Annotated in this window: 21 protein-coding genes; 17 read left to right on the top strand and 4 right to left on the bottom strand. The window is 44.9% G+C overall.

The annotated features are described in order from the left end of the window. The first annotated feature begins 45 nt into the window (after positions 1–45). The 5 genes from cysZ to crr all read left to right on the top strand — a co-directional run bounded on the left by cysZ (position 46) and on the right by crr (position 5,001). The gene (gene cysZ / locus EJ063_RS10395) at positions 46–792 is read left to right on the top strand and encodes a sulfate transporter CysZ (RefSeq protein ID WP_126574212.1); all 747 of its coding nucleotides are present in this window, start codon (positions 46–48) and stop codon (positions 790–792) included. 205 nt (positions 793–997) lie between these two features. After that, positions 998–1,966 carry a cysteine synthase A gene (cysK, locus tag EJ063_RS10390; protein WP_126574211.1) on the top strand — a complete coding sequence of 323 codons (969 nt, stop codon included), beginning with the start codon at positions 998–1,000 and terminating at the stop codon, positions 1,964–1,966. A 300-nt stretch (positions 1,967–2,266) separates the two neighbouring features. Continuing rightward, the gene (locus tag EJ063_RS10385) at positions 2,267–2,524 is read left to right on the top strand and encodes an HPr family phosphocarrier protein (RefSeq protein WP_004415108.1); all 258 of its coding nucleotides are present in this window, start codon (positions 2,267–2,269) and stop codon (positions 2,522–2,524) included. A gap of 138 nt (positions 2,525–2,662) precedes the next feature. Continuing rightward, positions 2,663–4,387 (top strand): phosphoenolpyruvate-protein phosphotransferase PtsI, encoded by a 1,725-nt coding sequence (gene ptsI / locus EJ063_RS10380; RefSeq protein WP_126574210.1) that lies wholly within the window; start codon positions 2,663–2,665, stop codon positions 4,385–4,387. Positions 4,388–4,491: 104 nt separating this feature from the next. Further along, complete coding sequence (crr, locus tag EJ063_RS10375; RefSeq protein WP_126574209.1) at positions 4,492–5,001, top strand: PTS glucose transporter subunit IIA; 510 nt, start codon at positions 4,492–4,494, stop codon at positions 4,999–5,001. Between the two features lie 73 nt (positions 5,002–5,074). Here crr and EJ063_RS10370 read toward each other — a convergent pair whose 3' ends face one another. Continuing rightward, positions 5,075–6,253 (bottom strand): 2-octaprenyl-3-methyl-6-methoxy-1,4-benzoquinol hydroxylase, encoded by a 1,179-nt coding sequence (locus EJ063_RS10370; RefSeq protein ID WP_126574208.1) that lies wholly within the window; start codon positions 6,251–6,253, stop codon positions 5,075–5,077. Between the two features lie 287 nt (positions 6,254–6,540). On the opposite strand from EJ063_RS10370, the gene miaB reads away from it, so the two are divergent. The 5 genes from miaB (at position 6,541) to lnt (ending at position 12,181) form a co-directional block, all read left to right on the top strand. Then, a complete protein-coding gene (gene miaB, locus EJ063_RS10365) occupies positions 6,541–7,965 on the top strand; it encodes a tRNA (N6-isopentenyl adenosine(37)-C2)-methylthiotransferase MiaB (protein WP_126574207.1) in 1,425 nt (474 codons plus the stop codon). 119 nt (positions 7,966–8,084) lie between these two features. Continuing rightward, positions 8,085–9,197, top strand: coding sequence for a PhoH family protein (locus tag EJ063_RS10360; RefSeq protein ID WP_126574206.1), 1,113 nt, complete (start codon positions 8,085–8,087; stop codon positions 9,195–9,197). A gap of 2 nt (positions 9,198–9,199) precedes the next feature. Further along, positions 9,200–9,664, top strand: a complete 465-nt coding sequence (ybeY, locus tag EJ063_RS10355) for an rRNA maturation RNase YbeY (protein ID WP_126574205.1) — start codon at positions 9,200–9,202, stop codon at positions 9,662–9,664. Between the two features lie 72 nt (positions 9,665–9,736). Then, entirely contained in the window at positions 9,737–10,636 is a 900-nt protein-coding gene (gene corC, locus EJ063_RS10350; protein WP_126574204.1) for a CNNM family magnesium/cobalt transport protein CorC, read from the top strand. 36 nt (positions 10,637–10,672) lie between these two features. Beyond that, positions 10,673–12,181 carry an apolipoprotein N-acyltransferase gene (gene lnt / locus EJ063_RS10345; protein WP_126574203.1) on the top strand — a complete coding sequence of 503 codons (1,509 nt, stop codon included), beginning with the start codon at positions 10,673–10,675 and terminating at the stop codon, positions 12,179–12,181. Positions 12,182–12,277: 96 nt separating this feature from the next. Here the strand turns inward: lnt and EJ063_RS10340 are convergent, their stop codons facing one another. Both EJ063_RS10340 and grpE read right to left on the bottom strand, forming a co-directional pair. After that, positions 12,278–13,555 (bottom strand): dicarboxylate/amino acid:cation symporter, encoded by a 1,278-nt coding sequence (locus EJ063_RS10340; RefSeq protein WP_126574268.1) that lies wholly within the window; start codon positions 13,553–13,555, stop codon positions 12,278–12,280. A 283-nt stretch (positions 13,556–13,838) separates the two neighbouring features. After that, complete coding sequence (grpE, locus tag EJ063_RS10335; protein ID WP_126574202.1) at positions 13,839–14,435, bottom strand: nucleotide exchange factor GrpE; 597 nt, start codon at positions 14,433–14,435, stop codon at positions 13,839–13,841. A gap of 144 nt (positions 14,436–14,579) precedes the next feature. Between grpE and nadK the strand changes: the two genes are divergently transcribed. The 6 genes from nadK (at position 14,580) to EJ063_RS10305 (ending at position 21,889) form a co-directional block, all read left to right on the top strand. Further along, the gene (gene nadK, locus EJ063_RS10330; protein ID WP_126574201.1) at positions 14,580–15,464 is read left to right on the top strand and encodes an NAD(+) kinase; all 885 of its coding nucleotides are present in this window, start codon (positions 14,580–14,582) and stop codon (positions 15,462–15,464) included. Positions 15,465–15,657: 193 nt separating this feature from the next. After that, the gene (gene recN, locus EJ063_RS10325; protein WP_126574200.1) at positions 15,658–17,322 is read left to right on the top strand and encodes a DNA repair protein RecN; all 1,665 of its coding nucleotides are present in this window, start codon (positions 15,658–15,660) and stop codon (positions 17,320–17,322) included. 183 nt (positions 17,323–17,505) lie between these two features. After that, complete coding sequence (bamE, locus tag EJ063_RS10320; protein ID WP_126574199.1) at positions 17,506–17,865, top strand: outer membrane protein assembly factor BamE; 360 nt, start codon at positions 17,506–17,508, stop codon at positions 17,863–17,865. A 314-nt stretch (positions 17,866–18,179) separates the two neighbouring features. Next, a complete protein-coding gene (gene dnaK, locus EJ063_RS10315; protein ID WP_126574198.1) occupies positions 18,180–20,099 on the top strand; it encodes a molecular chaperone DnaK in 1,920 nt (639 codons plus the stop codon). Positions 20,100–20,284: 185 nt separating this feature from the next. After that, positions 20,285–21,430: a molecular chaperone DnaJ gene (dnaJ, locus tag EJ063_RS10310; protein ID WP_126574197.1), complete on the top strand. Its 1,146-nt coding sequence runs from the start codon at positions 20,285–20,287 to the stop codon at positions 21,428–21,430. Positions 21,431–21,562: 132 nt separating this feature from the next. Continuing rightward, positions 21,563–21,889, top strand: a complete 327-nt coding sequence (locus tag EJ063_RS10305) for a hypothetical protein (RefSeq protein WP_126574196.1) — start codon at positions 21,563–21,565, stop codon at positions 21,887–21,889. 345 nt (positions 21,890–22,234) lie between these two features. Here EJ063_RS10305 and glyA read toward each other — a convergent pair whose 3' ends face one another. Continuing rightward, positions 22,235–23,485 (bottom strand): serine hydroxymethyltransferase, encoded by a 1,251-nt coding sequence (gene glyA / locus EJ063_RS10300; RefSeq protein WP_126574195.1) that lies wholly within the window; start codon positions 23,483–23,485, stop codon positions 22,235–22,237. Between the two features lie 365 nt (positions 23,486–23,850). On the opposite strand from glyA, the gene EJ063_RS10295 reads away from it, so the two are divergent. Next, complete coding sequence (locus EJ063_RS10295; protein ID WP_126574194.1) at positions 23,851–24,450, top strand: YitT family protein; 600 nt, start codon at positions 23,851–23,853, stop codon at positions 24,448–24,450. The last annotated feature ends 52 nt before the right edge of the window (positions 24,451–24,502 follow it).

Here is a 24,502-nt window from a genome sequence, read left to right as displayed (position 1 = left end):
TTGTTAAGATAGAAAGCGTTCGTTTTTACACCACTGCAATGGATTATGATGACACATTTACAGCAACGTTCCGGCTTCGGTTACTTCTTTCATGGTTTAGAGCTTGCTCTGACTCCAGGCATTCGTCGATTTGTGATTTTGCCTCTACTTGCTAATGTCCTTTTAGTAGGTGGCGCTCTGTTTTATCTCTTCTCGAACTTGGATGTTTGGATTGATCAGCTGATTGGTCAGTTGCCTGACTTTCTTACTTGGTTAAGCTACCTGCTGTGGCCGTTACTCGTTCTGACTATTTTGGCCACCTTCTCGTACTTCTTCAGTACACTAGCCAATTTTGTTGCCGCTCCTTTTAATGGCCTACTGGCTGAAAAAGTGGAAGAGCACCTAACCCAACAAAAAGTCAATGAAGATGGCATGCTGGCGGTAGTCAAAGACACCCCAAGAATTTTAGCTCGTGAATGGCGTAAGCTTGTCTATGTGTTACCGAAAGCCATTGGTCTTTTTATCTTGTTACTGATTCCTGCACTGGGCCAAACTGTTGGTCCTTTCCTTTGGTTTATCTTTACCGCTTGGATTTTAGCGATTCAATACTGTGACTATCCATTTGATAACCATAAGGTGTCGTTCAATGAGATGCGAAACAATTTGAAACAAAAACAAGGCAAAGCATACGGGTTTGGCGTTTTAGTGTCAGTGTTCACTACCATTCCAATTTTAAACCTTATCGTGATGCCGGTGGCCGTATGTGGTGCAACTTCAATGTGGGTTTCTGAATTTAAGAACCAGAACCGCTAATTAAATTTAAGATTCTTTAAGCGCATGTAATAACGTGCGCTTTGTCCAATTTCATATCATATAACTTTTTAATCCTTTTCTCGGCTCACTTCCTACCATAATCTTCTAAGCAGACAACCATTTAGTCATATTAAGAACATTAACTTGTTTGATGATTGTCACGCACAAAATCGAACAAGCATTTAATCAGATGAAGGATCACACCATGAGCAAAATCTACGAAGACAACTCTCAAACTATTGGTAACACTCCTCTAGTACGCCTTAACAAAGTCAGCAACGGTAAAGTTCTGGCAAAAGTAGAAGCACGTAACCCAAGCTTCAGTGTTAAGTGTCGTATTGGCGCAAACATGATTTGGGAAGCGGAAAAAGCTGGCACTCTTAAGCCAGGCGTAGAACTTGTAGAGCCAACAAGTGGTAACACGGGTGTTGCTCTTGCGTTTGTTGCAGCCGCTCGTGGTTACAAGCTAACGCTAACGATGCCTGAGTCAATGAGCCTTGAGCGTCGTAAACTGCTTAAAGCACTTGGCGCTAACCTTGAGCTGACAGAAGCCGCTAAAGGTATGAAAGGTGCCATTGCTAAAGCAGAAGAGATTGTGGCGAGCAACCCAGAAAAGTTCCTTCTACTGCAACAGTTCAACAACCCTGCAAACCCACAGATCCACGAGAAGACAACGGGTCCTGAAATCTGGGAAGCGACTGACGGTGAAGTCGACGTATTCGTAGCAGGTGTGGGTACGGGTGGTACAATCACAGGTACTAGCCGTTACATTAAGGGCGAAAAAGGTAAGAACATCGTTTCTGTAGCCGTTGAGCCAGCAGAATCACCAGTTATCGCTCAGGCGCTTGCAGGTGACGAAATCCAACCAGCACCACACAAAATTCAAGGTATTGGCGCAGGCTTCATCCCAGGCAACCTAGATTTAGAGCTTGTTGACCGCGTTGAGTCAGTAACTTCTGACGAAGCAATTGCTATGGCTCGTCGCCTAATGGAAGAAGAAGGTATCCTAGCGGGCATCTCGTCAGGTGCGGCAGTTGTTGCGGCCAACCGCTTAGCGGAACTCCCTGAATTTGTAGGAAAAACTATCGTAACCGTTCTACCAAGCTCTGGTGAACGTTACCTGAGCACCGCCCTATTTACTGGCATCTTTACTGAGAAAGAGAACCAACAGTAATATGTTGTCAAATCAATTTTTCGTTTAAAAAAGCCCCATTCAGGGGCTTTTTTGTTGATCCCTGCCTCACCTTTGGTAATATCAGGGCTGTTTTATTTCTAGCTTCAAAATAAAGAGCTAAATAAGAATTTCTATCAATGGCGAAAGAGAGCATAGACTGGAATCGCGATTGAATAATTTACAACCAGTATCAGTTCTGACACGAAATGAACGTTCTGCATCTAGCAGAATATACTATTTGGAGTTAAGCTAGTTCTGGTTAAGAAACTATCAAAAAATAAATCAATTGGGGTATATAACATGTACGAGAAGCAAGTAGAAATCACTGCAGAAAACGGCCTTCACACTCGTCCAGCTGCACAGTTCGTTAAAGAAGCTAAAGCATTCGACGCGGACATCACTGTGACTTCTAACGGTAAAAGCGCTAGCGCTAAGAGCCTTTTCAAGCTACAAACTCTTGGCCTAGTTAAAGGTACAGTAGTTTCTATCTCAGCTGAGGGCCCACAAGCTCAACAAGCTGTTGACCACCTAGTTGCTCTAATGGACCAACTACACTAATTCGGTCTCCTATTTTCAAAGCCATTTTGTGAAAGCAAAATGGCTTTGTTGGAAATAGGCCAAAATATAAGCTACAAATATTCGTTAGCGCACTCATTATTCTCCCGTTTTTAAAGTTGACCAATTTAAGGTAAGGCTATGATTTCAGGCATCCTAGCATCTCCTGGTATTGCTATCGGTAAAGCACTACTACTTCAAGAAGATGAAATCGTTCTAAACACTAACACTATCACTGAAGACCAAGTTGAAGCAGAAGTTCAGCGTTTCTTTGACGCTCGTAACAAATCTTCAGCTCAACTAGAAGTTGTTAAGCAAAAAGCACTTGAGACTTTCGGTGAAGAAAAAGAAGCGATCTTTGAAGGTCACATCATGCTTCTTGAAGACGAAGAGCTAGAGGAAGAAATCCTAGCACTGATCAAAAAAGACAAGATGCACGCTGATAACGCGATTTACACCGTTATCGAAGAGCAAGCATCGGCTCTAGAATCTCTAGACGACGAATACCTAAAGGAACGTGCAACAGATATCCGTGATATCGGTACACGTTTCGTGAAGAACGCACTAGGCATCAACATCGTTTCTCTAAGCGATATCAATGAAGAAGTTCTCCTAGTTGCTTACGACCTAACGCCATCTGAAACTGCGCAGATCAACCTAGACTACGTTCTTGGTTTCGCTTGTGACATCGGCGGTCGTACTTCGCACACTTCAATCATGGCTCGTTCACTTGAACTTCCAGCTATCGTTGGTACTAACGACATCACTAAGCAAGTGAAGAATGGCGACATGCTGATTCTTGATGCGATGAACAACAAGATCGTTATCAACCCATCTGAAGCAGAGCTAGAAGAAGCGAAAGCAGTTAAAGCAGCATTCGTTGCAGAGAAAGAAGAACTGGCTAAGCTAAAAGACCTACACGCTGAAACTCTAGACGGCCACCGCGTTGAAGTTTGCGGTAACATCGGTACCGTTAAAGACTGTGACGGCATCATCCGTAACGGCGGTGAAGGCGTTGGTCTGTACCGTACTGAATTCCTATTCATGGACCGTGATGCACTTCCTACTGAAGAAGAGCAGTACCAAGCGTACAAAGAAGTTGCTGAAGCAATGAACGGTGAGTCGGTAATTATCCGTACGATGGACATCGGTGGTGACAAAGATCTTCCTTACATGGATCTTCCACAAGAGATGAACCCATTCCTAGGCTGGCGCGCAGTACGTATCAGCTTAGACCGTCGTGAAATCCTTCGTGACCAGCTACGCGGTATCCTACGTGCATCTGCACACGGTAAGCTTCGCATCATGTTCCCAATGATCATCTCTGTTGAAGAAATTCGTGAGCTTAAGAAGGCAATCGAAGAGTACAAAGCAGAACTTCGCGCTGAAGGTCTAGCGTTCGATGAAGAGATCGAAATCGGCGTAATGGTTGAGACTCCTGCTGCTGCAGCAATCGCTCACCACCTAGCGAAAGAAGTCGCATTCTTCTCTATCGGTACTAACGACCTGACTCAGTACACTCTAGCAGTAGACCGTGGTAACGAGATGATCTCTCACCTATACAACCCACTATCTCCAGCGGTACTAACAGTGATCAAGCAAGTTATTGACGCTTCTCACGCTGAAGGCAAGTGGACTGGTATGTGTGGTGAGCTTGCAGGCGACGAGCGTGCAACGCTACTTCTACTAGGTATGGGTCTAGATGAGTTCTCAATGAGCGGCATTTCTATCCCTAAAGTGAAGAAGGTTATCCGTAACTCTAACTTCGCTGAAGTGAAAGCAATGGCTGAAGAAGCACTTTCTCTACCAACGGCCGCTGAAATCGAAGCAGTTGTAGAAAAATTCATCGCTGAAAAAACACAATAATCAACGAATTCCAATAAGATAGGCGGCGAAAAATGTCGTCTATCTCGTAAGATTGGTATACTATAATTCGACAGAATTAAATAAAACGTTAGGAGCACGACACAATGGGTCTGTTTGACAAACTTAAGAAGCTAGTATCTGACGACAGCGCTGACGCTGGTGCAATCGAAATCATCGCACCTCTATCTGGTGAAATCGTAAACATCGAAGATGTGCCAGACGTTGTTTTCGCTGAGAAAATCGTTGGTGACGGTATTGCTATCAAGCCTGCTGGCGACAAGATGGTAGCTCCTGTAAACGGTACTATCGGTAAGATCTTCGAAACTAACCACGCATTCTCTATTGAGTCTGACGACGGTGTTGAGCTATTCGTTCACTTCGGTATCGATACAGTTGAACTTAAAGGTGAAGGCTTCACTCGCGTAGCGGAAGAAGGTCAAACTGTTAAAGCTGGTGACACTATCATCACTTTCGACCTAGCGCTTCTAGAAGAGAAAGCGAAGTCTACTCTAACTCCTGTTGTTATCTCTAACATGGACGAAATCAAAGAGCTGAACAAGCTTGCTGGTTCTGTAACTGTTGGTGAAACGCCAGTTCTACGTGTAACTAAGTAATTTTCACTTAGACAAACACGAAAAAACGCAGCCGATTGGCTGCGTTTTTTTATATCTCAATTTTGTCTTTAGGCTACTTTAGCCCTAAAGCGTACTTCAATACTTGTACTTTCAAAGGCCCCGTTTTCTCAGCCATTTTAAGTGCGGCATTTCGCACAAGCTTAAGCGGTGCAATATCGTTGCTGAAACTCTTATAGAAGAAATCCATACCCGATTGCATCAGTAGATTATCCGGACGGCGCTTACGCTCATACTGAGCTAGAACATCACTGGAAAGCTCTTCTTTACCTTCGGTGACAGCAAGTAACACCTCGACATCTTTAAAGCCTAAGTTTACCCCCTGCCCTGCTAATGGATTTATCGTATGAGCAGAATCGCCAACCAACACACATTGATTCGCTGAGTATGATTGCGCATGACGGCGAGTTAAAGGGAAAGACCCCGATTGAAGCACCTTGATATCACCAAGCTCTTGCGGAAAGTGAGCCAAGACTTCTTCGCGCAATTGTGCCGGAGACATTGCTGATAAACGCTTAATACGACTTGGTGAGTCATACCAAACTAGCGATCCTTGCGGTACGCTCTTTCCATCGCCCTCTAACGAAGCAAGAGGCAAAAACGACCTTGGACCAGATGGCGTAAATTGCTGCCAAGTTATGTCTTGTTGAGGAAGCTCTGTTTCAACATTGATGAGCATACAATGCTGACGATAATCCCATGCAGTAATACCGATACCAGCCAACTGGCGAACTTTTGAGTTAGCGCCATCAGCACCAACAGTGAGCTTCGCGCTGATCGAAGTGCCAGAAGCAAGCTTGATCTGATTCAGCTCACCAAACTCTATATTTTCCAGTTTATCAGGACAGTAAAGCGTCACGTTATCGAGAGCTTCAAGTTGCTGCCAAAGCCCTAGTTGAATTAGGCGATTTTCAATGATGAAGCCAAGCTGATCCATACCCAAAGAATCAGCATGAAACCGGGTACGACACTCTGGGTGCTCCCACGTTTCCAATCGGCGATATGGGCAAATTCGCATCTGCTGAATCGCATCCCAAGCCCCTAAATCACTTAAAAGGGACACCGAATGTTCAGAAATCGCCGACACACGAATATCTAGTGGCTGTTCGGGAGTAAAAGCCTTGGGCTCCGATCCTTCAACTACAGCGACTTTTCGGCCTTGTTTAGCAAAACCAATCGCAGTGGCTGCACCAACCATGCCTCCACCAATCACTGCAACATCAAAATTGCTCATAATTTGTTCTTCATCATATTGATTATTTGGCTGTTTTTTATTGTACGTTTTCATTACTAAAATGTAACCAAAAACCTCAGCTTGGATATGGTCAAAGCCCTTGTTCGGTAACGCTTTCAATTGATTTTGCTGCAACACTAGTCAGTAGGTTTTTAAAGCAGTACAATACGCCGCTCTCTGCTATGTGAGCAGAAAATCCGGTCATCACACACACTATTTTATAGATGATCGACAGTAACACTGGGCGATTTGCTCCCTTAATTTAAACTAACGATCGAGCGAACAAAATGAGTAAGAAACTGCTAATCAAAACCTGGGGCTGCCAGATGAACGAATACGATTCATCAAAGATGGCCGATCTAATGAACGCGGCAAATGGCTACGAACTAACAGAAGACCCAGATGAGGCAGATGTCTTACTTCTTAATACCTGCTCTATCCGCGAAAAAGCGCAAGAGAAAGTATTCCACCAGCTTGGTCGTTGGAAAACGCTAAAAGACAAAAAAGAAGGTGTGGTAATCGGTGTGGGCGGTTGTGTTGCGACACAAGAAGGTGACCACATTCGTGAACGTGCACCGTTTGTTGACGTAATCTTTGGTCCACAAACACTGCACCGTCTTCCAGAGATGATCAAACAATCTCAGTCTAACGAAGCGCCAGTAATGGACATCTCTTTCCCTGAGATCGAAAAGTTTGACCGTCTACCGGAGCCTCGTGCTGAAGGCGCAACCGCGTTCGTTTCCATCATGGAAGGCTGTTCTAAGTACTGTACTTACTGTGTTGTACCATACACTCGTGGCGAAGAAGTAAGCCGTCCAATGGATGACGTACTGTTCGAAATCGCACAGCTAGCCGATCAAGGTGTACGTGAAGTCAACCTACTAGGTCAAAACGTAAACGCGTACCGTGGTCCAACACACGAAGGTGATATCTGTTCATTCGCTGAACTTCTTCGTCTTGTGGCATCAATTGACGGTATCGACCGTATTCGTTTCACAACGAGCCACCCATTAGAGTTTACTGACGACATCATCGCAGTGTATGAAGATACACCTGAACTTGTAAGCTTCCTGCACCTACCAGTACAAAGTGGTAGTGACCGCATCCTGACGATGATGAAGCGTCCACACACGGCCATCGAATACAAGTCGATCATTCGTAAGCTGCGTAAAGCGCGTCCTGATATTCAAATCAGTTCTGACTTCATTGTTGGCTTCCCGGGTGAAACAGCGAAAGATCACCAAGACACAATGAAGCTAATCAAAGACGTTGATTTTGATATGAGCTTTAGCTTTATCTTCTCTCCACGTCCAGGTACGCCAGCTGCTGACTACCCATGTGACGTGCCAGAGCAAGAGAAGAAGGAACGTCTATACGAACTGCAACAAACGGTTAATGCCCAAGCAATGCGTTATTCTCGCCTAATGCTTGATACAGAGCAGCGCGTTTTGGTTGAAGGCCCATCTAAGAAGAATCTAATGGAGCTTCGCGCACGTACGGAGAATAACCGCGTAGTGAACTTTGAAGGCAGCGCAGACCTTATCGGTCAGTTCGTTGATGTGAAGATCACCGATGTATTCGCTAACTCTCTTCGTGGTGATTTAGTCCGTACAGAAAAAGACATGGACTTACGTACAATGGTGTCGCCAACTCAAATGATGGCAAGAACAAAACGCGAAGATGAGCTAGGTGTAGCAACCTTCACACCTTAAGTTCTAAATTAGCTTGAATTTACCCGACTCTGATACCATCTTAGAGAAAGGTATATAAAGTCACTAAAAGCCCGGTCTAAATCGGGCTTTTTTAGAGTGGCACACAATGAGAGGCAACTTTGAGCAATAAAATTGTTACCCTAGAAATCGATCTAGAACCATCAGATAACCGCCGTTTGGCTAGTCTTTGCGGTCCTTTCGACGACAACATCAAGCACTTAGAACGCCGTTTAGGTGTTGAAATCAGCTACCGTGGTAACTTCTTTACTATCGTTGGTAAGCCCCACACGAGTGCGGCTGCGCTTGAAATCATTAAAACGCTTTACGTCAACACGGCACCTGTTCGCGGCAACATTCCTGATGTTGAACCAGACGAAATCCACCTTGCGATCAAAGAAACGGGTGTACTTGAACAAGATCTAGAAGCGAGCTTCGAGCACGGCAAAGAAGTGTTCATTAAGACTAAGAAAGGCGTCATCAAACCGCGTACGCCAAACCAAGGTCAGTACTTGATGAACATGGTTACTCATGACATCTCGTTTGGTATTGGTCCTGCAGGTACAGGTAAAACGTACCTCGCCGTTGCAGCCGCTGTCGATGCACTTGAACGCCAAGAAATTCGCCGTATTTTGCTGACTCGTCCAGCAGTTGAAGCCGGTGAGAAGCTAGGCTTCCTACCCGGTGACCTGAGCCAAAAAGTCGACCCTTATCTTCGTCCACTTTACGATGCCCTTTTCGAAATGTTAGGTTTCGAGAAAGTAGAAAAGCTGATTGAACGTAATGTTATTGAAGTCGCGCCACTGGCGTACATGCGTGGCCGTACATTAAACGATGCCTTCATCATCTTGGATGAAAGCCAAAACACGACCGTGGAACAGATGAAAATGTTCTTAACTCGTATCGGCTTTAACTCGCGTGCGGTAATAACGGGTGATATTACCCAGATCGACTTACCACGCGGCGCTAAATCAGGCCTTCGCCATGCGATTGAAGTATTGAGTGACGTTGATGATATTAGCTTTAACTTCTTCTTAGCTGATGACGTTGTTCGCCACCCAGTTGTCGCTCGTATCGTTAATGCTTATGAGAAGTGGGAAGCGAAAGACCAAAAAGAACGCAAAGAACGTGACCGCATTCGCCGAGAAGAACGCGAAACTCAACAAGCGGCTAATCAAGCGTTAGTTGAAGCCGCTGCGACAGCCAACAATTCAACAGTAAAAGAGAGCAACTGAGCATGAGCATCGAACTTGATCTTCAATTAGCGGTCGAAGATGAAAATGGTTTACCAACGTTTGATGACATTCATCTTTGGTTAAGCTCAGCAGTGACACAATTTCAACCACAAGCCGAAGTCACCATTCGCGTGGTCGATGAAGAAGAAAGTCACCAGCTCAACCACGACTATCGCGGTAAAGATAAACCGACCAACGTGTTATCTTTCCCATTTGAAGCCCCTCCGGGTATCGAAATGGATCTACTGGGTGATCTAATCATCTGCCGCCAAGTTGTTGAACGTGAGGCCATCGAGCAAAACAAACCTCTAATGGCCCACTGGGCGCATATGGTTGTACATGGTAGCTTGCATCTGCTAGGTTATGATCATATCGAGGATGACGAAGCTGAAGAGATGGAGTCACTCGAAACAGAAATCATGCAAGGTATGGGATTTAAAGACCCGTACATTGATGAAAAAGAGTAGAATCAGCCGAAAGGTAAACTTCTACTGACGTGAGCTATCACACATCTGATAGCGTTACTTAAATGAGAAACAATGAACGAAGACAATTCGCCCTCCTCTCTAGAAGGTAAGAAAGAAAAATCTGAAGGTCCGAGTAGAAAGTCCTTCTTCGGACGCCTAGGTCAACTTTTTCAAGGTGAACCAAAAGATCGCCAAGAGCTTGTGGAAGTATTCCGTGACTCAGAAGAAAATGACCTAATCGACCACGACACCCGCGACATGCTTGAAGGTGTTATGGAGATTTCTGAAATGCGAGTGCGTGACATCATGTTACCGCGTTCGCAAATGGTTACGGTTGACCGTAGTGACGATTTAGACACTCTGATCGGCCTTATTACTGATGCTCAGCACTCTCGCTACCCAGTTATCAGTGAAGATAAAGACCATGTAGAAGGTATTCTGTTAGCGAAGGACTTACTTAAATACTTGGGTTCTGGCAGCGAACCATTTGATATCGAACAAGTTATCCGCCCAGCGGTGGTTGTTCCTGAAAGTAAGCGAGTTGATCGCCTACTGAAAGAGTTCCGTGAAGAACGTTATCATATGTCTATCGTTGTCGATGAGTTCGGTGGGGTATCTGGTCTTGTGACAATCGAAGATATTCTTGAAGAAATCGTTGGTGAAATCGAAGATGAATTTGACGATGAAGAAGAACTCGATATTCGCAAGCTCAGCAAGCACACATACGCAGTAAAAGCTCTGACAACGATTGAAGAGTTTAATGACACCTTCAACACCACTTTCAGTGATGAAGAAGTCGATACTGTTGGTGGTATGGTAATGACCGCGTTTGGCCACTTACCATCTCGCGGTGAAATCGTAGACATTGAAGGTTACAGCTTCAAAGTGACTTCTGCCGATAACCGACGTGTACTGCAGCTGCAAGTGACTATCCCTGACGAAGAGCTCGTAACAGACTCTACCGAAGAGTAACGCTACTCTCCCATTTGGGAATAAAAAGAAAATACGATGATCAATTCACTTTTTCATCGCCTAAAACGGCCGCTTGCGGCCGTTTTTGTTGGCGCATCCACGACTTTCGCTTTTGCTCCTTATGAGCTTTGGCCTCTCGCATTTATCAGCCCTGCGCTGCTTTTACTCCTTATTCACCGCCAGTCAGCGAAACAAGCGCTATGGACAGGTTACGCATGGGGATTCGGGCAATTTGCTACCGGCATAAGTTGGGTTCATGTCAGCATCGACAACTTTGGCGGTATGCCAAAGATTGCCAGCTTATTCTTAATGACCCTACTGGTTGGCTACCTTGCTGTTTATTCTGCTCTATTCAGTTGGAGCTTAAACCGGTTCTTCCCTAACGCTAATCGCACTCGCTTCTTGCTTGCAGCCCCTGCTCTATGGCTGATTTTTGATTGGCTTCGTGGCTGGGTAATGACAGGCTTCCCTTGGCTATGGCTAGGCTACAGTCAAATAGAAAGTCCACTTGCAAACTTTGCTCCTATTGGCGGTGTAGAGCTTCTTACCTTACTTGTGATGCTCTCTGCTGCTGCGATTGCTTATGCAAGCTTACATAGGCAGTGGCTAACCCTGATAATTCCTGCCGTTATTCTCGCTACTGGCTTTGGTTTACAGTCGGCTCAGTGGGTAACGCCAAAGCCTGAAGATACAACAAAAGTGGCGTTAATCCAGGGCAACATTGCTCAAGAGCTAAAATGGCAGCCAAGCCAGCGCTGGCCGACCATTATGAAGTACACCGACCTTACCCGAGAAAGCTGGGATGCAGACATCATCATCTGGCCAGAAGCCGCAATCCCTGCGTTTGAATTTGAAATTGCCTCTTTCTTACGTAACCTAGACGCAGCGGCTCGTATGAATAACAGCGCGGTCATCACGGGTATCGTTAACCAAGGTGAAGACAAGCAGTTTTTCAACAGCATTTTAACGCTAGGGCAAACACAGAATGGCGGTTACAGCTACGACATGAACCTACGTTACCATAAGCATCACTTGCTGCCGTTTGGTGAGTTTGTGCCGTTTGAGAACATCTTAAGGCCAATCGCGCCATTCTTTAATTTGCCAATGTCATCATTCAGCCGCGGTGATTTTATTCAGCCGAACATTGATGCCAACAACAAACAAATGGCACCAGCACTGTGTTATGAGATCATCTTTAACGAGCAAGTTCGACAAAATGTGAATGATGAAACTGACTACATTCTTACACTTTCCAACGATGCGTGGTTTGGTCGCTCAATAGGCCCACTGCAACACATGGAAATCGCAAGAATGCGTGCTTTAGAGCTAGGGAAGCCAGTGATTCGAGCGACCAATAATGGCATCACTGCCGTGACGGATCATTTGGGTCATATTACCGCGCAGGTACCTCAGTTTGAGACAGCCGTATTACGAGCTGAAATCACCGCTACCGAAGGTGCAACACCTTACCGTCAGGTTGGCAGTTGGCCGCTCTATCTTTGGGTATTACTTAGCTTAGTGGTTGGTTGGAGATTAAGAAACTAGCTCCGATTCAGACTGTCCCTGTGCGTCGGTCAAATTTTTCCACAAACAAAAAAGCGAGCCACTTGGGCTCGCTTTTAGTTTGATTTATCTGTTCGATTAAGCGTTCGCTTCCGCTACTTTCACTTCAACTTCCGCTTCTTCTTTACCGATTTCGCCTTCAGTCTTAGCAACGATTGTGTTCACTGCTGTATCACCAACTACGTTAGAAGAAGTACAGAACATATCGTTAATACGGTCTACCGCTGCGATGATTGCAAGACCTTCAGGTGGAAGACCTAGTTGGTGAAGTAGTACACCTACCATTACAACGCCACCACCAGGAACACCACCAGCACCGATAGACAGTAGAAGGATAGTTAGGCCAAGAGTGAATACGTCTGCAGTATTGATTGGCTGACCAAACGCGTTTGCGACGAAGATAGTTGCCAATGCGATGTAGATAGATACACCAGACATGTTCATTGTTGCACCTAGTGGTACACCAAAGCCTGCTACTGACTTAGAAACTTTTAGTTTCTCGGTCAAAGTACGCATTGTTACTGGAATCGTCGCGTTCGAGCTCGCGGTTGATAGTGAGAATAGGATCTGCTCACGAGTTGCACGTAGGAATGTCTTCGGAGAAGTACCCGTCGCAATGCCTACCGCTGTTGGGTAGAAAACAAAGATCCAGAATACGAGCATTGCAACAACAAGCGCTACGTAACCAGCTACAGACATTAGCGTGTTTGCATCTAACGTTGCACCTAGTTGAATCATAAGAGCAAATACACCGAATGGCGCTAGGCTCATTACTAGGCCTACTAGCTTCATCATGATTTCGTTAGCCATCTTGAACGTACGGATAGCTGGGCCACCACGTGAATCAAGCGCTTGAATAGCAAGACCAGTCAAGATTGCCATAAAGATGATTTGCAGCATGTCACCGTTAGCAAACGCCTGTACAGGGTTGCTTGGTACGATGTTCACTACAAGTGAGAAGATATCAGGCGTTTCAGTGGTTGTTAGCTTAACCGTTTCTGAAATCGTACCCGCAAGGTTTGCATCCGCACCTGGCTGGAAGATCATACCAACAGTCAGTGCTGCGGTAATTGCGATGATGGTGTTAATAATGTAAAGAGCAAAAGTTTTACCACCAAGACGACCGAAAGCAGTGATGTCTTTTAGATCGACAATACCACATACGATTGAAACGTAGACCAAAGGTACAACAAGCAGTTTGATCAGTGATACAAACATACCACCAGCGCCTTCTGCGGCACCAAGAAGGTATGTATCAAAAATAGCAACTCCGCTGAACAAGTACTGAATAGCAGTACCGATCAGTAGACCAGCAAACAAGCCTACAAATATCTTGCTTGAAAGCGATTTATCCATCATTCATCTCCAGAATGTCGTGTTTCCAATTTATATTTTTATAGATTAATCCGCCATATTACTCGGCGGAGTTCGCACATAATACACACAAAGGTTACAAAATAAAGCATTTGTTTACGATAATGTTACAGGATTCATTAAAGGAAATAACTCTGTAAACATTTCAATTAGGGGATTTATTCTCTACATCAACTGTTTATTTAGTCCTCATTCCAGTTTCTTGAGACACAAAAAAAGAGAGCCTCAATTGGCTCTCTTTTTAAAAGTGAGATCTCAGTGGTGTTTACTTAGATACCATCACCATCGCAGGGCGAATCACACGACCGTTTAGCTCGTAACCTTTCTGCATTACGAACATAACCGAATTTGGCTCATGATCTGGGCTTTCTTGAATCGACATTGCTTGGTGAAGTTCAGGGTTGAACGCTTCACCTTCAGGGTTGATCTCTTTAAGACCAAATTTAGAAACGGTATCAGTAAATGTCTTGTGCGTTAGCTCAACACCTTCAAGAAGAGGTTTCACTGCTTCATTATCAGTGTCTGCTGCTTGAATAGCACGCTCTAGGTTATCAATAACCGGCAGTAACTCTTCTGCAAACTTGTTCAGAGCATACTTACGCGCTTTATCAATCTCAGACTCAGTGCGGCGACGCATGTTTTCTACTTCAGCTTTCGCACGTAAAACACCATCTTGCTGATCTTTGATTTTTGCTTCACTTGATAGAAGAGCCGCTTCCAATTGAGCAATTTTCACGTCTTTCTCATCACCGGCTTCTTCAAGTTCAGCTTCCGCTGCTTGAGCCGCAGCTTCTACTTTCTCGGCTTCTTCGATGATTTGATCCAGCTCTTCTTCAGTAACTTTGTTTTCTTCGTTGCTCATGATATCTCCAGAATTCACATCTATTGGCGCCCAATACTTCACGTTTATCGTATTGAGACACACAAAAATTCGCATAAATAGCTAACTTGCCATTATTATGGGGATGAAGATTGACGATTCAAGCCTAATTGGTACCTAAAACCTATGAAAAAACCTTTTCAAGTGATCGCCATCATTGGAAAACCAAGAGATCAACAAGCTATTGCTACGCATAGAGAGCTCTATACATGGTTAAAAGCTGAAGGTTATAAAGTTTATATCGATGACCGTCTCTGCGAAATCTTGGATGATATTCCACAAGATGACTTTGCTAGCCTCATTCAACTCGGACGCATCGCTGACCTTGCGATCGTTGTCGGTGGTGACGGCAACATGCTCGGTGCAGCTCGCGTGTTATCCCGTTTCGACATTTCAGTGATAGGGGTTAACCGTGGCAACCTTGGTTTCTTGACCGATCTTAATCCAGAAGATTTCCAAGATGCGCTGAAAAAAGTACTCGAAGGGGAGTTTTTCGAAGAAGAGCGTTTCTTACTTGAAGCTGAAGTGCATCGCCACGGCCAAGTAAAAAGCCATAACGCCGCATTAAATGAAGCCGTCCTTCACCCCGGGCAAGTGGCCCACATGATTGAATTCGAAGTGTACATTGATGAGAGCTTTGCATTTTCTCTGAGAGCCGATGGACTGATTGTCTCCACACCAACAGGGTCGACAGCTTATTCACTCTCTGGTGGTGGTCCTATTCTGTCTCCAAGCTTAAACGCTATTTCACTTGTACCCATGTTCCCGCATACGTTATCAAGCAGGCCTTTGGTTGTTGACGGCAATCGCCGAATTAAGTTGTTAGTCTCCCCAGATAACCGTGGTACACAAGAAGTTGGGTGTGATGGTCAGGTGTCACTGCCTGTTTCTCCCGGCGATGAAGTACATATTTATCAAAGCCCGAACATATTGAAACTGATCCACCCGAAAGATTACAGCTACTACCATGTCCTTCGGAACAAGCTTGGGTGGTCAAGTAAGCTTTTCTAGTCCCAACAAAGATCTCTTTAGAAGCCGGCCATTGTGTCGGCTTTTTTGTACCTTCCACCCAAAAGACTATAACGCATTGAAACTTCGACTCTGATCCTCCTCACAAAAATTTTCACCTGCAACTTTACTGTATAAAGAAACAGTATATACTGTTCGCATACACAGTATTGTTCATTTAAACAGGTACAACAAAATGCTGGCTCATCTAAGTGTTAATAATTTTGCAATTGTTAAGTCTCTACAGCTAGAGCTATCCAAAGGAATGACGACCATTACCGGTGAAACTGGCGCTGGTAAATCCATCGCCATTGACGCGCTTGGTTTATGTTTAGGCGGGCGCGCGGAAGCCAGCATGGTACGACAAGGGGAAGAAAAAACGGAAGTCAGTGCCGCTTTCTCACTGGAAAACAATATCAATGCGACCCGTTGGTTAGAAGACAACGATCTTCTCGATGGTAGCGACTGCATCTTACGCCGAATCATCAGTAAAGAAGGCCGCTCGCGTGCGTTCATTAACGGCAGCCCTGTTCCTCTCTCTCAACTCAAATCTTTAGGGCAGCTGCTGATCAACATCCATGGCCAACATGCTCATCACCAATTGATGAAAAGTGACTACCAAATGGCGATGTTAGATCAATATGCAGGTCATTCCAGCCACCTAAAAAGCACCCGTAACGCTTATCAAACTTGGCGACAAGCAGATAACAGCCTTAAACAGCTGAAAGAAAACAGTGCGGCAAACTTAGCTCAAAAGCAGCTATTGGAATACCAAATCAAAGAGCTTAATGAACTTGCGATTGGGGAAGAGGAATATGATGAACTGGAACAAGAACACAAACGCCTCTCCAACAGTGGTGAACTCGCCTCTACCTGTCAGCAGGCCATCGAACTTATTTACGAAGGTGAAGACGTTAATGCGCTTGGTATTTTGCAATCGGCCAATCACTCCCTAATACAGTTAGCTGAGCTGGATGAAAAGCTTGTCGAGCTGCCCAACATGGTGGCAGAGGCCATCATTCAGCTTGAAGAAGCCAATAGTGAACTGAGAAATTACCTTGATTGTATCGACGTTGATCCGGCTCGAATGGCCTATGTCGAAGAACGTTTCTCAAAAGTGATGTCGATGGCGCGTAAGCACCACGTCATGCCGGAGGAACTCTACCAACATCATCAGGATCTCCTTGCACAAATTGAAGCACTTGATTGTTCCGATGAACGTCTAGAAGAGTTAGAACAAGAAGTCGAAAATAAATACCAAAGCTTCTTGACCTCAGCGGAAAAACTGCACAAATCGCGTCTGCGTTACGCCAAAGAGCTCAACAAACTTATTACGGCAAGTATGCATGAACTGAGTATGGAGAAGGCCCAGTTTAGTATTGAAGTGAACAACGAAGGAACGCACCCTTCCCCACTCGGCATGGATTCAATCTGTTTCGTTGTATCAACCAACCCTGGCCAACCAATGCAGCCCATTGCCAAAGTGGCATCCGGTGGTGAATTGTCTCGAATCTCCCTCGCGATTCAAGTAATTACCGCACAGAAAGTTGACACACCTAGTCTGATTTTCGATGAAGTGGATGTCGGTATCAGTGGCCCAACGGCCGCAGTTGTCGGTAAGATGCTGCGCAAACTTGGTGAGTCAACTCAAGTACTTTGTGTTACCCACTTACCTCAAGTGGCGGGGTGCGGTCACCAACAGCTATTCGTTGCTAAGCAAACAAAATCCGGCAAAACAGAAACGCAAATGCGCCGATTGGATGACGAGCAACGAGTTTCTGAACTCGCTCGCCTACTGGGTGGTAGCCAAATTACGGATTCTACCCTTGCCAATGCAAAGGAGTTACTGATCGCCGCATAATCCTCTTTTCACTACTTTATCGAGCCAAAGTTCCATTCTTGACAGAATTTTGGCTCGACTTTGCAACCAAATTCAAAAATCATGGTCTGAAACAATTCAAAACACGTTCAGCTTTTTACATTAGCGCCCAGCTTGTTTATTATCGGCTGAGTTTAAGAATTTATCAGTTACAAGAATTTAAGTATGCAATTGAAAAAGTGGCTTATCGCTGTACCACTCGCTATGACTATGCTGACAGGCTGCTCTCTACTCGAAAAGCTGGTATACCGCATTGATATTAACCAAGGCAACTATGTTGAGCAGACCGCGGTGGAAAAGCTCAAGTTTGGCATGACCAAAGAGCAAGTGCGTTATGTAATGGGTTCTCCGATGTTGGTTGAAAATGGTTATCCAGATACGTGGTACTACATTTACCACCACACGGAAGGCCATAATGACTCAGTACAGAAAAACCTGATCGTTAACTTTAACGGTAACGGTCAGCTGGTCGAAGTCGCGGGAGACTTCCCTGCCAGCAACGACTTCTTTGAGAGCATCAACTAACCTTTTGCCGCTCTTAAAGATGTAATAGCACTAATTTATTAAAAGGAGGCTCTATCGGTGAGCCTCCTTTTTATTTTCATCCCTTCACCAATCCCTGAAAGTCCTTTCCTTTACCTCCACCGATGTATTTATTGAGAAAATTAGATTTTTTTTCAATTCTTCCCTTGAAATGCCATTTAGCGCCCTTATCTATGGTGCATACGAGAAGCAAACATCCATATTTTTGTTTGTGAGCAAGGGTTGAAACCCGATTCTCCATCCCCACATAGGGGATATAGCAAAACGAAAATAGAAAATTATTCGGAGATAGCCTGATGGGTAAAATCATTGGTATTGACTTAGGTACTACTAACTCATGTGTTGCTGTACTAGACGGCGACAAACCACGTGTAATCGAGAACGCAGAAGGTGAGCGTACAACGGCATCCGTTGTTGCTTACACAGACGGCGAAACGCTAGTAGGCCAACCAGCTAAACGTCAAGCAGTTACTAACCCAACAAACACGCTATTTGCAATTAAGCGTCTTATTGGTCGTCGCTTTGAAGACGAAGAAGTTCAGCGCGACATCGAAATCATGCCTTACAAAATCGTTAAGGCTGACAACGGTGACGCTTGGGTAGAAGCACAAGGCCAAAAAATGGCGGCTCCTCAAGTTTCAGCTGAAATCCTGAAGAAAATGAAGAAAACAGCGGAAGACTTCCTTGGTGAGGAAGTAACTGGCGCTGTTGTTACTGTACCTGCTTACTTCAACGATGCTCAGCGTCAAGCAACTAAAGATGCTGGCCGTATCGCAGGTCTAGATGTTAAACGTATCATCAACGAACCAACGGCTGCTGCACTAGCATACGGCCTAGACAAGCAAGGTGGCGATCGCACTATCGCAGTATACGACCTTGGTGGTGGTACATTCGATATCTCAATCATCGAAATCGACGAAGTTGAAGGCGAGAAAACTTTCGAAGTACTAGCAACTAACGGTGACACTCACCTTGGTGGTGAAGATTTCGATAACCGCATGATCAACTACCTAGTAGAAGAGTTTAAGAAAGAGCAAGGCATCGATCTTAAGACTGATCCACTAGCAATGCAGCGTGTTAAAGAAGCAGCAGAAAAAGCGAAGATCGAGCTTTCTTCTACTACTCAAACTGACGTAAACCTACCTTACGTTACTGCGGATGCAACTGGTCCTAAGCACATGAACGTAAAAGTGACTCGTGCGAAGCTAGAATCTCTAGTTGAAGACCTAGTTCAACGTTCTCTAGAGCCACTAAAAGTTGCTCTAGCTGACGCTGACCTATCTGTAGGCGACATCACTGACGTTATCCTAGTAGGTGGTCAGACTCGTATGCCTATGGTTCAAGCTAAAGTTGCTGAGTTCTTCGGTAAAGAAGCTCGCCGTGACGTGAACCCTGATGAAGCAGTAGCAATGGGTGCTGCAGTTCAAGGTGGTGTACTAGCTGGTGATGTTAAAGACGTACTTCTACTAGACGTTACTCCTCTATCTTTCGGTATCGAAACGATGGGTGGTGTAATGACTAAGCTAATCGAGAAGAACACAACTATCCCTACTAAAGCGGACCAAGTGTTCTCTACAGCTGAAGACAACCAGAGCGCGGTAACTATCCACGTACTACAAGGTGAGCGTAAGCAAGCGACTTACAACAAGTCTCTTGGTCAGTTCAACCTAGAAGGTATTCAGCCAGCGCCACGTGGCATGCCACAAATCGAAGTAACTTTCGACCTAGATGCTGACGGTATCCTAAACGTATCTGCGAAAGATAAAGCGACTGGTAAAGAACAGAAGATCACTATCCAAGCTTCTGGCGGTCTATCAGACGAAGAAATCGAGAAAATGGTACAAGAAGCAGAAGCTAACAAAGAAGCGGACAAGAAGTTCGAAGAGCTAGTAACTGCACGTAACCAAGCTGACCAAATGATTCACGGTACTCGTAAGCAAATCGAAGAAGCGGGCGACGCTCTTCCAGCTGACGAGAAAGAGAAGATTGAAGCAGCTATCACTGAGCTAGAAGAAGCTCGTAAGGGTGAAGACAAAGAAGCGATCGACGCTAAAGTTCAAGCTCTTATGGCAGCGGCTCAGAAGCTAATGGAAATCGCTCAGCAGCAAGCTCAAGCTCAGCAAGCACAAGGTGCTGACGCTGGTGCACAGCAACAGTCTCAAGACGATGACGTTGTTGACGCAGAATTCGAAGAAGTAAAAGAAGACAAGAAGTAATTCTTGAATCTGATTTAACTTAAATTATGATGCGGGCGTTTGGGGAAACTCATACGCCCGTATGTTTGTAATTAACTGTCCTTCCAGATAAACACTTTTGTTTAAAGCCTTTATCTAGAATGATACAAACACCAAGCGGTGGCCGACTAACCACTGTTTGCAGTACTACATTGGTGACGAAGAACATGTCAAAACGTGATTTTTACGAAGTATTAGGCGTAAGCCGCGATGCATCAGAGCGCGATATTAAGAAAGCGTACAAGCGCTTAGCGATGAAATTCCACCCAGACCGCAATCAGGGTGACGACAGCGCTGCAGAAAAGTTTAAAGAAGTAAAAGTAGCGTACGAAATTCTTACTGACGCTCAAAAACGTGCAGCTTACGACCAATACGGCCACGCAGCCTTTGAACAAGGTGGCATGGGCGGAGGCGGTGGCTTCGGTGGCGGCGGTGCAGACTTCGGCGATATCTTTGGCGATGTATTCGGTGATATTTTTGGTGGCGGTCGTCGTGGTGGCGGTGGTCATCGTGCACAGCGCGGTGCTGACCTACGATACAACATGGAACTAACGCTAGAAGAAGCGGTTCGTGGTGTCTCTAAAGAAATCGAAGTCCCAACTCTAGTTGAGTGTGACACTTGTGACGGCAGCGGCGCAGAGAAAGGCTCTTCAGCTGAGACTTGTGGTACGTGTCATGGCCACGGCCAAGTACAGATGCGTCAAGGCTTCTTTGCGGTTCAACAAACCTGTCCTACCTGTCATGGTAAAGGCAAGATCATTAAGAACCCATGTAAATCTTGCCACGGCCAAGGCCGCAAACAAAAAACCAAAACACTTAACGTTAAGATCCCAGCAGGTGTGGATACTGGCGATCGCATTCGTCTATCTGGCGAAGGTGAAGCAGGTGAGCACGGCGCACCAGCAGGCGATCTATACGTACAAGTCCACGTAAAAGAGCACCATATCTTTGAGCGTGACGGCAACAACCTTTACTGTGAAGTGCCTGTAAGCTTTGCAATGGCGGCACTAGGTGGTGAAGTTGAAGTTCCTACGCTTGATGGTCGTGTAAATCTCAAAGTGCCTTCTGAAACTCAAACTAGCCGTATGTTCCGCATGCGTGGTAAGGGTGTTAAGGGTGTACGCGGCGGCGGTATTGGTGACCTTATCGTTAAGCTTGTTGTTGAGACTCCAGTTAACCTAAGCTCTCGTCAAAAAGAACTCCTGAAAGAGTTTGAAGAGTCTTGTGGCGGTGAAGCGGCAACAAAGCATAAGCCAAAGTCTGAAGGTTTCTTCAACGGCGTTAAGAAATTCTTTGATGACCTAACCAGCTAATTGGTAATTAAATTTGATTGAAAGCCTGCCTCTGTGCAGGCTTTTTTGTTTGTGCGGTTGAATGACGCCCTACTCTTATATAGGCTTAGCTTATCTCATTAAAAATATAATTATGTTATCCAAGGAACCATTATGAAGAGATTAGGGCTTGTCGCTGTTGCAGCTACGACGCTATTGGCAGGTTGTGCTTCGAATACGAAACAAGATAATTTCCGTGAAGCCTCTTTTGAGCTTTGTAACACCGAAGTCTCTCTTTATTCAGTCAGTGATGATGAGCGAGTTCGTATCGTCTGTGCTGACGGTTCAAAGTTCTCACTCAACAGCGAAGAAACGTTAACCACTATGCGTGATATCAACTTCGATTACTGTGATGGTGAAGGTCTAGGTAAATTCAGCGAAAGCAGCAAATACTACTCATTCAAATGTAAGTCAGGCACATTGATTAGCTTGCCTAAATAGCGAAAAGAAAAACCGACAAGGGTTGATGTGAAAGCATCAACCCTTTTTAGTTTGAGTAAGTAACTCTGTCATCCTCAAGAATGAGGCACGAATGAGTTGGGGATCTCTTCCAGCGAGCAGAAATTGTTTAGAGATTCCCTACTCACTCCTTCGTCGCTCTATGGAATGACAACTTGTGCCTCGGCATATCCACAGCTCAACCTCCGGTAGATACAAAAAAGCCCCATCAAAAGATGAGGCTTCGGAATTTTCAAAATAGTTGGCTGAAATTCTAGGAGGGCACGCGGAGTTTACAAGTGTAAATGAGCATGCCCGACAACGAAGTTCAGTCAACTATGACGAAAATTAAGCGTAAACTGGAAGACGCTTACAGATCTCTAAAACTTTTGCTTTTGTCGCTTCGATAACTTCTTCGTTGCCGATGTTATCTAGAACGTCACACATCCAGTTCGCTAGCTCTTTCGCATCTTCTTCAGTGAAACCACGACGAGTGATTGCTGGAGAACCTACACGGATACCTGAAGTAACGAATGGGCTACGTGGATCGTTTGGTACTGAGTTCTTGTTTACAGTGATGTTTGCTGCGCCTAGTGCTGCGTCTGCATCTTTACCTGTGATGTCTTTGTCGATTAGATCAACTAGGAACAGGTGGTTCTCTGTACCGTTAGATACGATTTTGTAACCGCGCTCTTGGAACTGAGCAACCATCGCTTTTGCGTTCTTCACTACGCGAGCTTGGTATGCTTTGAATTCTGGTTCCATTGCTTCTTTGAACGCTACCGCTTTACCAGCGATTACGTGCATTAGTGGACCACCTTGACCGCCAGGGAAAACTGCTGAGTTCAGCTTCTTGTACATCTCTTCGCCAGCGTTAGACAGGATTAGACCACCACGTGGACCTGCTAGTGTTTTGTGCGTTGTTGTTGTAACAACGTGTGCGTGAGGTACTGGCGTTGGGTACTCACCTGCAGCGATAAGACCCGCTACGTGTGCCATATCAACGAATAGCCAAGCACCTGCTTTGTCTGCGATTTCACGCATGCGAGCCCAATCTACGATTTGAGAGTAAGCTGAGAAACCACCGATGATCATCTTTGGTTTGTGCTCTAGAGCAAGTTGCTCCATTTCATCGTAATTGATTTGGCCAGCTTCATCGATACCGTAAGGAATAACGTTGTAGTGCTTACCAGAGAAGTTTACTGGTGAACCGTGAGTCAGGTGACCACCGTGCGCTAGGCTCATGCCTAGAACTGTATCGCCTGGATTCAGAAGAGCCATGTAAACAGCGCTGTTTGCTTGAGAACCAGAGTGTGGCTGTACGTTTGCGTATTCACAACCGAAAAGCTCACATGCACGATCGATAGCAAGAGCTTCTGCTTTATCAACGTACTCACAACCACCGTAGTAGCGCTTGCCTGGGTAACCTTCAGCGTACTTGTTAGTTAGCTGAGAACCTTGAGCTTCCATTACACGTGGGCTTGTGTAGTTTTCAGAAGCGATAAGTTCAATGTGTTCTTCCTGGCGAAGAGTTTCTTCTTGGATTGCTGCGAACAGTTCCGCATCGTAATCTGCGATGTTCATATCACGCTTTAGCATCTGTATCTCCTGACTCAGATTAAGACTTAAAAATTGCAAAAAAACTGATTTCTGACCTCAATACCGACGTTTTTTACCTGACGCAAACGTTTGCATTAAGCTAATGACGCGCATTCTACATAATTTGATCTGGGTCATAAAGAGAAAATTGAAATTTTTCTCATGCAGTTTTTTCATAGTGTTTTACAAAGATTGTCATGATGGCACTTTTTACGCTTCAAATTGAGGCAAGTGTCAACTCTATCCTTTACACCCCGTAAAACGATAATTACATAGGTTTACCTTAAATTTGCCTCTCAAGCTACCGAAATCCTTAATTTTTAAATAGTATGCACGCCATTATTTACTAGTTAAATTTCAGTTTGATGGAAAAACACTCAAGAAAAGAAGATTGGATCGCAATTTTAACCGGCACCTTTTTAGTCGCACAGGGCGTCTTCTTCTTGCAATCAGCCTCTTTGCTGACTGGCGGCACGACAGGATTAGCCTTGTTGGCCAGTCAGTTTGTCCCTATTTCATTCGGTACGCTCTATTTTGTGGCTAACTGTCCATTTTACCTATTAGCTTGGAAACGCTTTGGTTCTAGATTCGCCTTTAACAGTGCCCTTTCAGGTGCATTGGTTTCGATCTTTGCCGATCACCTTTATTTGGTGATTAGCTTAGATACTATTAACGAAGTGTACTGCGCAGTTGCCGGTGGACTTTTAATGGGCTTAGGGATGCTGATTCTATTCCGACATCGTTCAAGCCTTGGCGGTTTTAATGTTCTGTGTTTATTCATCCAAGACAAGTTTGGTATTTCAGTTGGTAAGTCTCAGCTTGCCATCGATTTTTGTATCTTAATTGCTTCGTGCTTCTTTGTTTCTCTCGAAGTGATTGGTCTATCGATTCTTGGTGCTATTGCTCTTAACCTTGTCTTAGCAATGAATCATAAGCCTACTCGCTACTCCGTGAATTACGGTTAAACACGGCAAATAGAAAAAGGGGCAGACGTTGAACGTCTGCCCCTTTTTTAAC

The organism is Vibrio aquaticus (genome assembly GCF_003970385.1).
Classification (GTDB): domain Bacteria; phylum Pseudomonadota; class Gammaproteobacteria; order Enterobacterales; family Vibrionaceae; genus Vibrio; species Vibrio aquaticus.
This window is presented reverse-complemented; position numbering and strand designations above follow the sequence as displayed.

Excerpts from the sequence above, each read along its gene's own strand:
- ybeY (WP_126574205.1), top strand. The coding sequence starts at position 9,200 with ATGAGCATCGAACTTGATCTTCAATTAGCGGTCGAAGATGAAAATGGT.
- bamE (WP_126574199.1), top strand. The coding sequence starts at position 17,506 with ATGCAATTGAAAAAGTGGCTTATCGCTGTACCACTCGCTATGACTATG.
- EJ063_RS10340 (WP_126574268.1), bottom strand. The coding sequence starts at position 13,555 with ATGGATAAATCGCTTTCAAGCAAGATATTTGTAGGCTTGTTTGCTGGT.
- grpE (WP_126574202.1), bottom strand. The coding sequence starts at position 14,435 with ATGAGCAACGAAGAAAACAAAGTTACTGAAGAAGAGCTGGATCAAATC.
- crr (WP_126574209.1), top strand. The coding sequence starts at position 4,492 with ATGGGTCTGTTTGACAAACTTAAGAAGCTAGTATCTGACGACAGCGCT.
- lnt (WP_126574203.1), top strand. The coding sequence starts at position 10,673 with ATGATCAATTCACTTTTTCATCGCCTAAAACGGCCGCTTGCGGCCGTT.
- dnaK (WP_126574198.1), top strand. The coding sequence starts at position 18,180 with ATGGGTAAAATCATTGGTATTGACTTAGGTACTACTAACTCATGTGTT.
- dnaJ (WP_126574197.1), top strand. The coding sequence starts at position 20,285 with ATGTCAAAACGTGATTTTTACGAAGTATTAGGCGTAAGCCGCGATGCA.
- EJ063_RS10370 (WP_126574208.1), bottom strand. The coding sequence starts at position 6,253 with ATGAGCAATTTTGATGTTGCAGTGATTGGTGGAGGCATGGTTGGTGCA.
- recN (WP_126574200.1), top strand. The coding sequence starts at position 15,658 with ATGCTGGCTCATCTAAGTGTTAATAATTTTGCAATTGTTAAGTCTCTA.
- glyA (WP_126574195.1), bottom strand. The coding sequence starts at position 23,485 with ATGCTAAAGCGTGATATGAACATCGCAGATTACGATGCGGAACTGTTC.
- corC (WP_126574204.1), top strand. The coding sequence starts at position 9,737 with ATGAACGAAGACAATTCGCCCTCCTCTCTAGAAGGTAAGAAAGAAAAA.
- ptsI (WP_126574210.1), top strand. The coding sequence starts at position 2,663 with ATGATTTCAGGCATCCTAGCATCTCCTGGTATTGCTATCGGTAAAGCA.
- EJ063_RS10385 (WP_004415108.1), top strand. The coding sequence starts at position 2,267 with ATGTACGAGAAGCAAGTAGAAATCACTGCAGAAAACGGCCTTCACACT.
- nadK (WP_126574201.1), top strand. The coding sequence starts at position 14,580 with ATGAAAAAACCTTTTCAAGTGATCGCCATCATTGGAAAACCAAGAGAT.
- EJ063_RS10295 (WP_126574194.1), top strand. The coding sequence starts at position 23,851 with ATGGAAAAACACTCAAGAAAAGAAGATTGGATCGCAATTTTAACCGGC.
- EJ063_RS10305 (WP_126574196.1), top strand. The coding sequence starts at position 21,563 with ATGAAGAGATTAGGGCTTGTCGCTGTTGCAGCTACGACGCTATTGGCA.
- cysZ (WP_126574212.1), top strand. The coding sequence starts at position 46 with ATGATGACACATTTACAGCAACGTTCCGGCTTCGGTTACTTCTTTCAT.
- miaB (WP_126574207.1), top strand. The coding sequence starts at position 6,541 with ATGAGTAAGAAACTGCTAATCAAAACCTGGGGCTGCCAGATGAACGAA.
- cysK (WP_126574211.1), top strand. The coding sequence starts at position 998 with ATGAGCAAAATCTACGAAGACAACTCTCAAACTATTGGTAACACTCCT.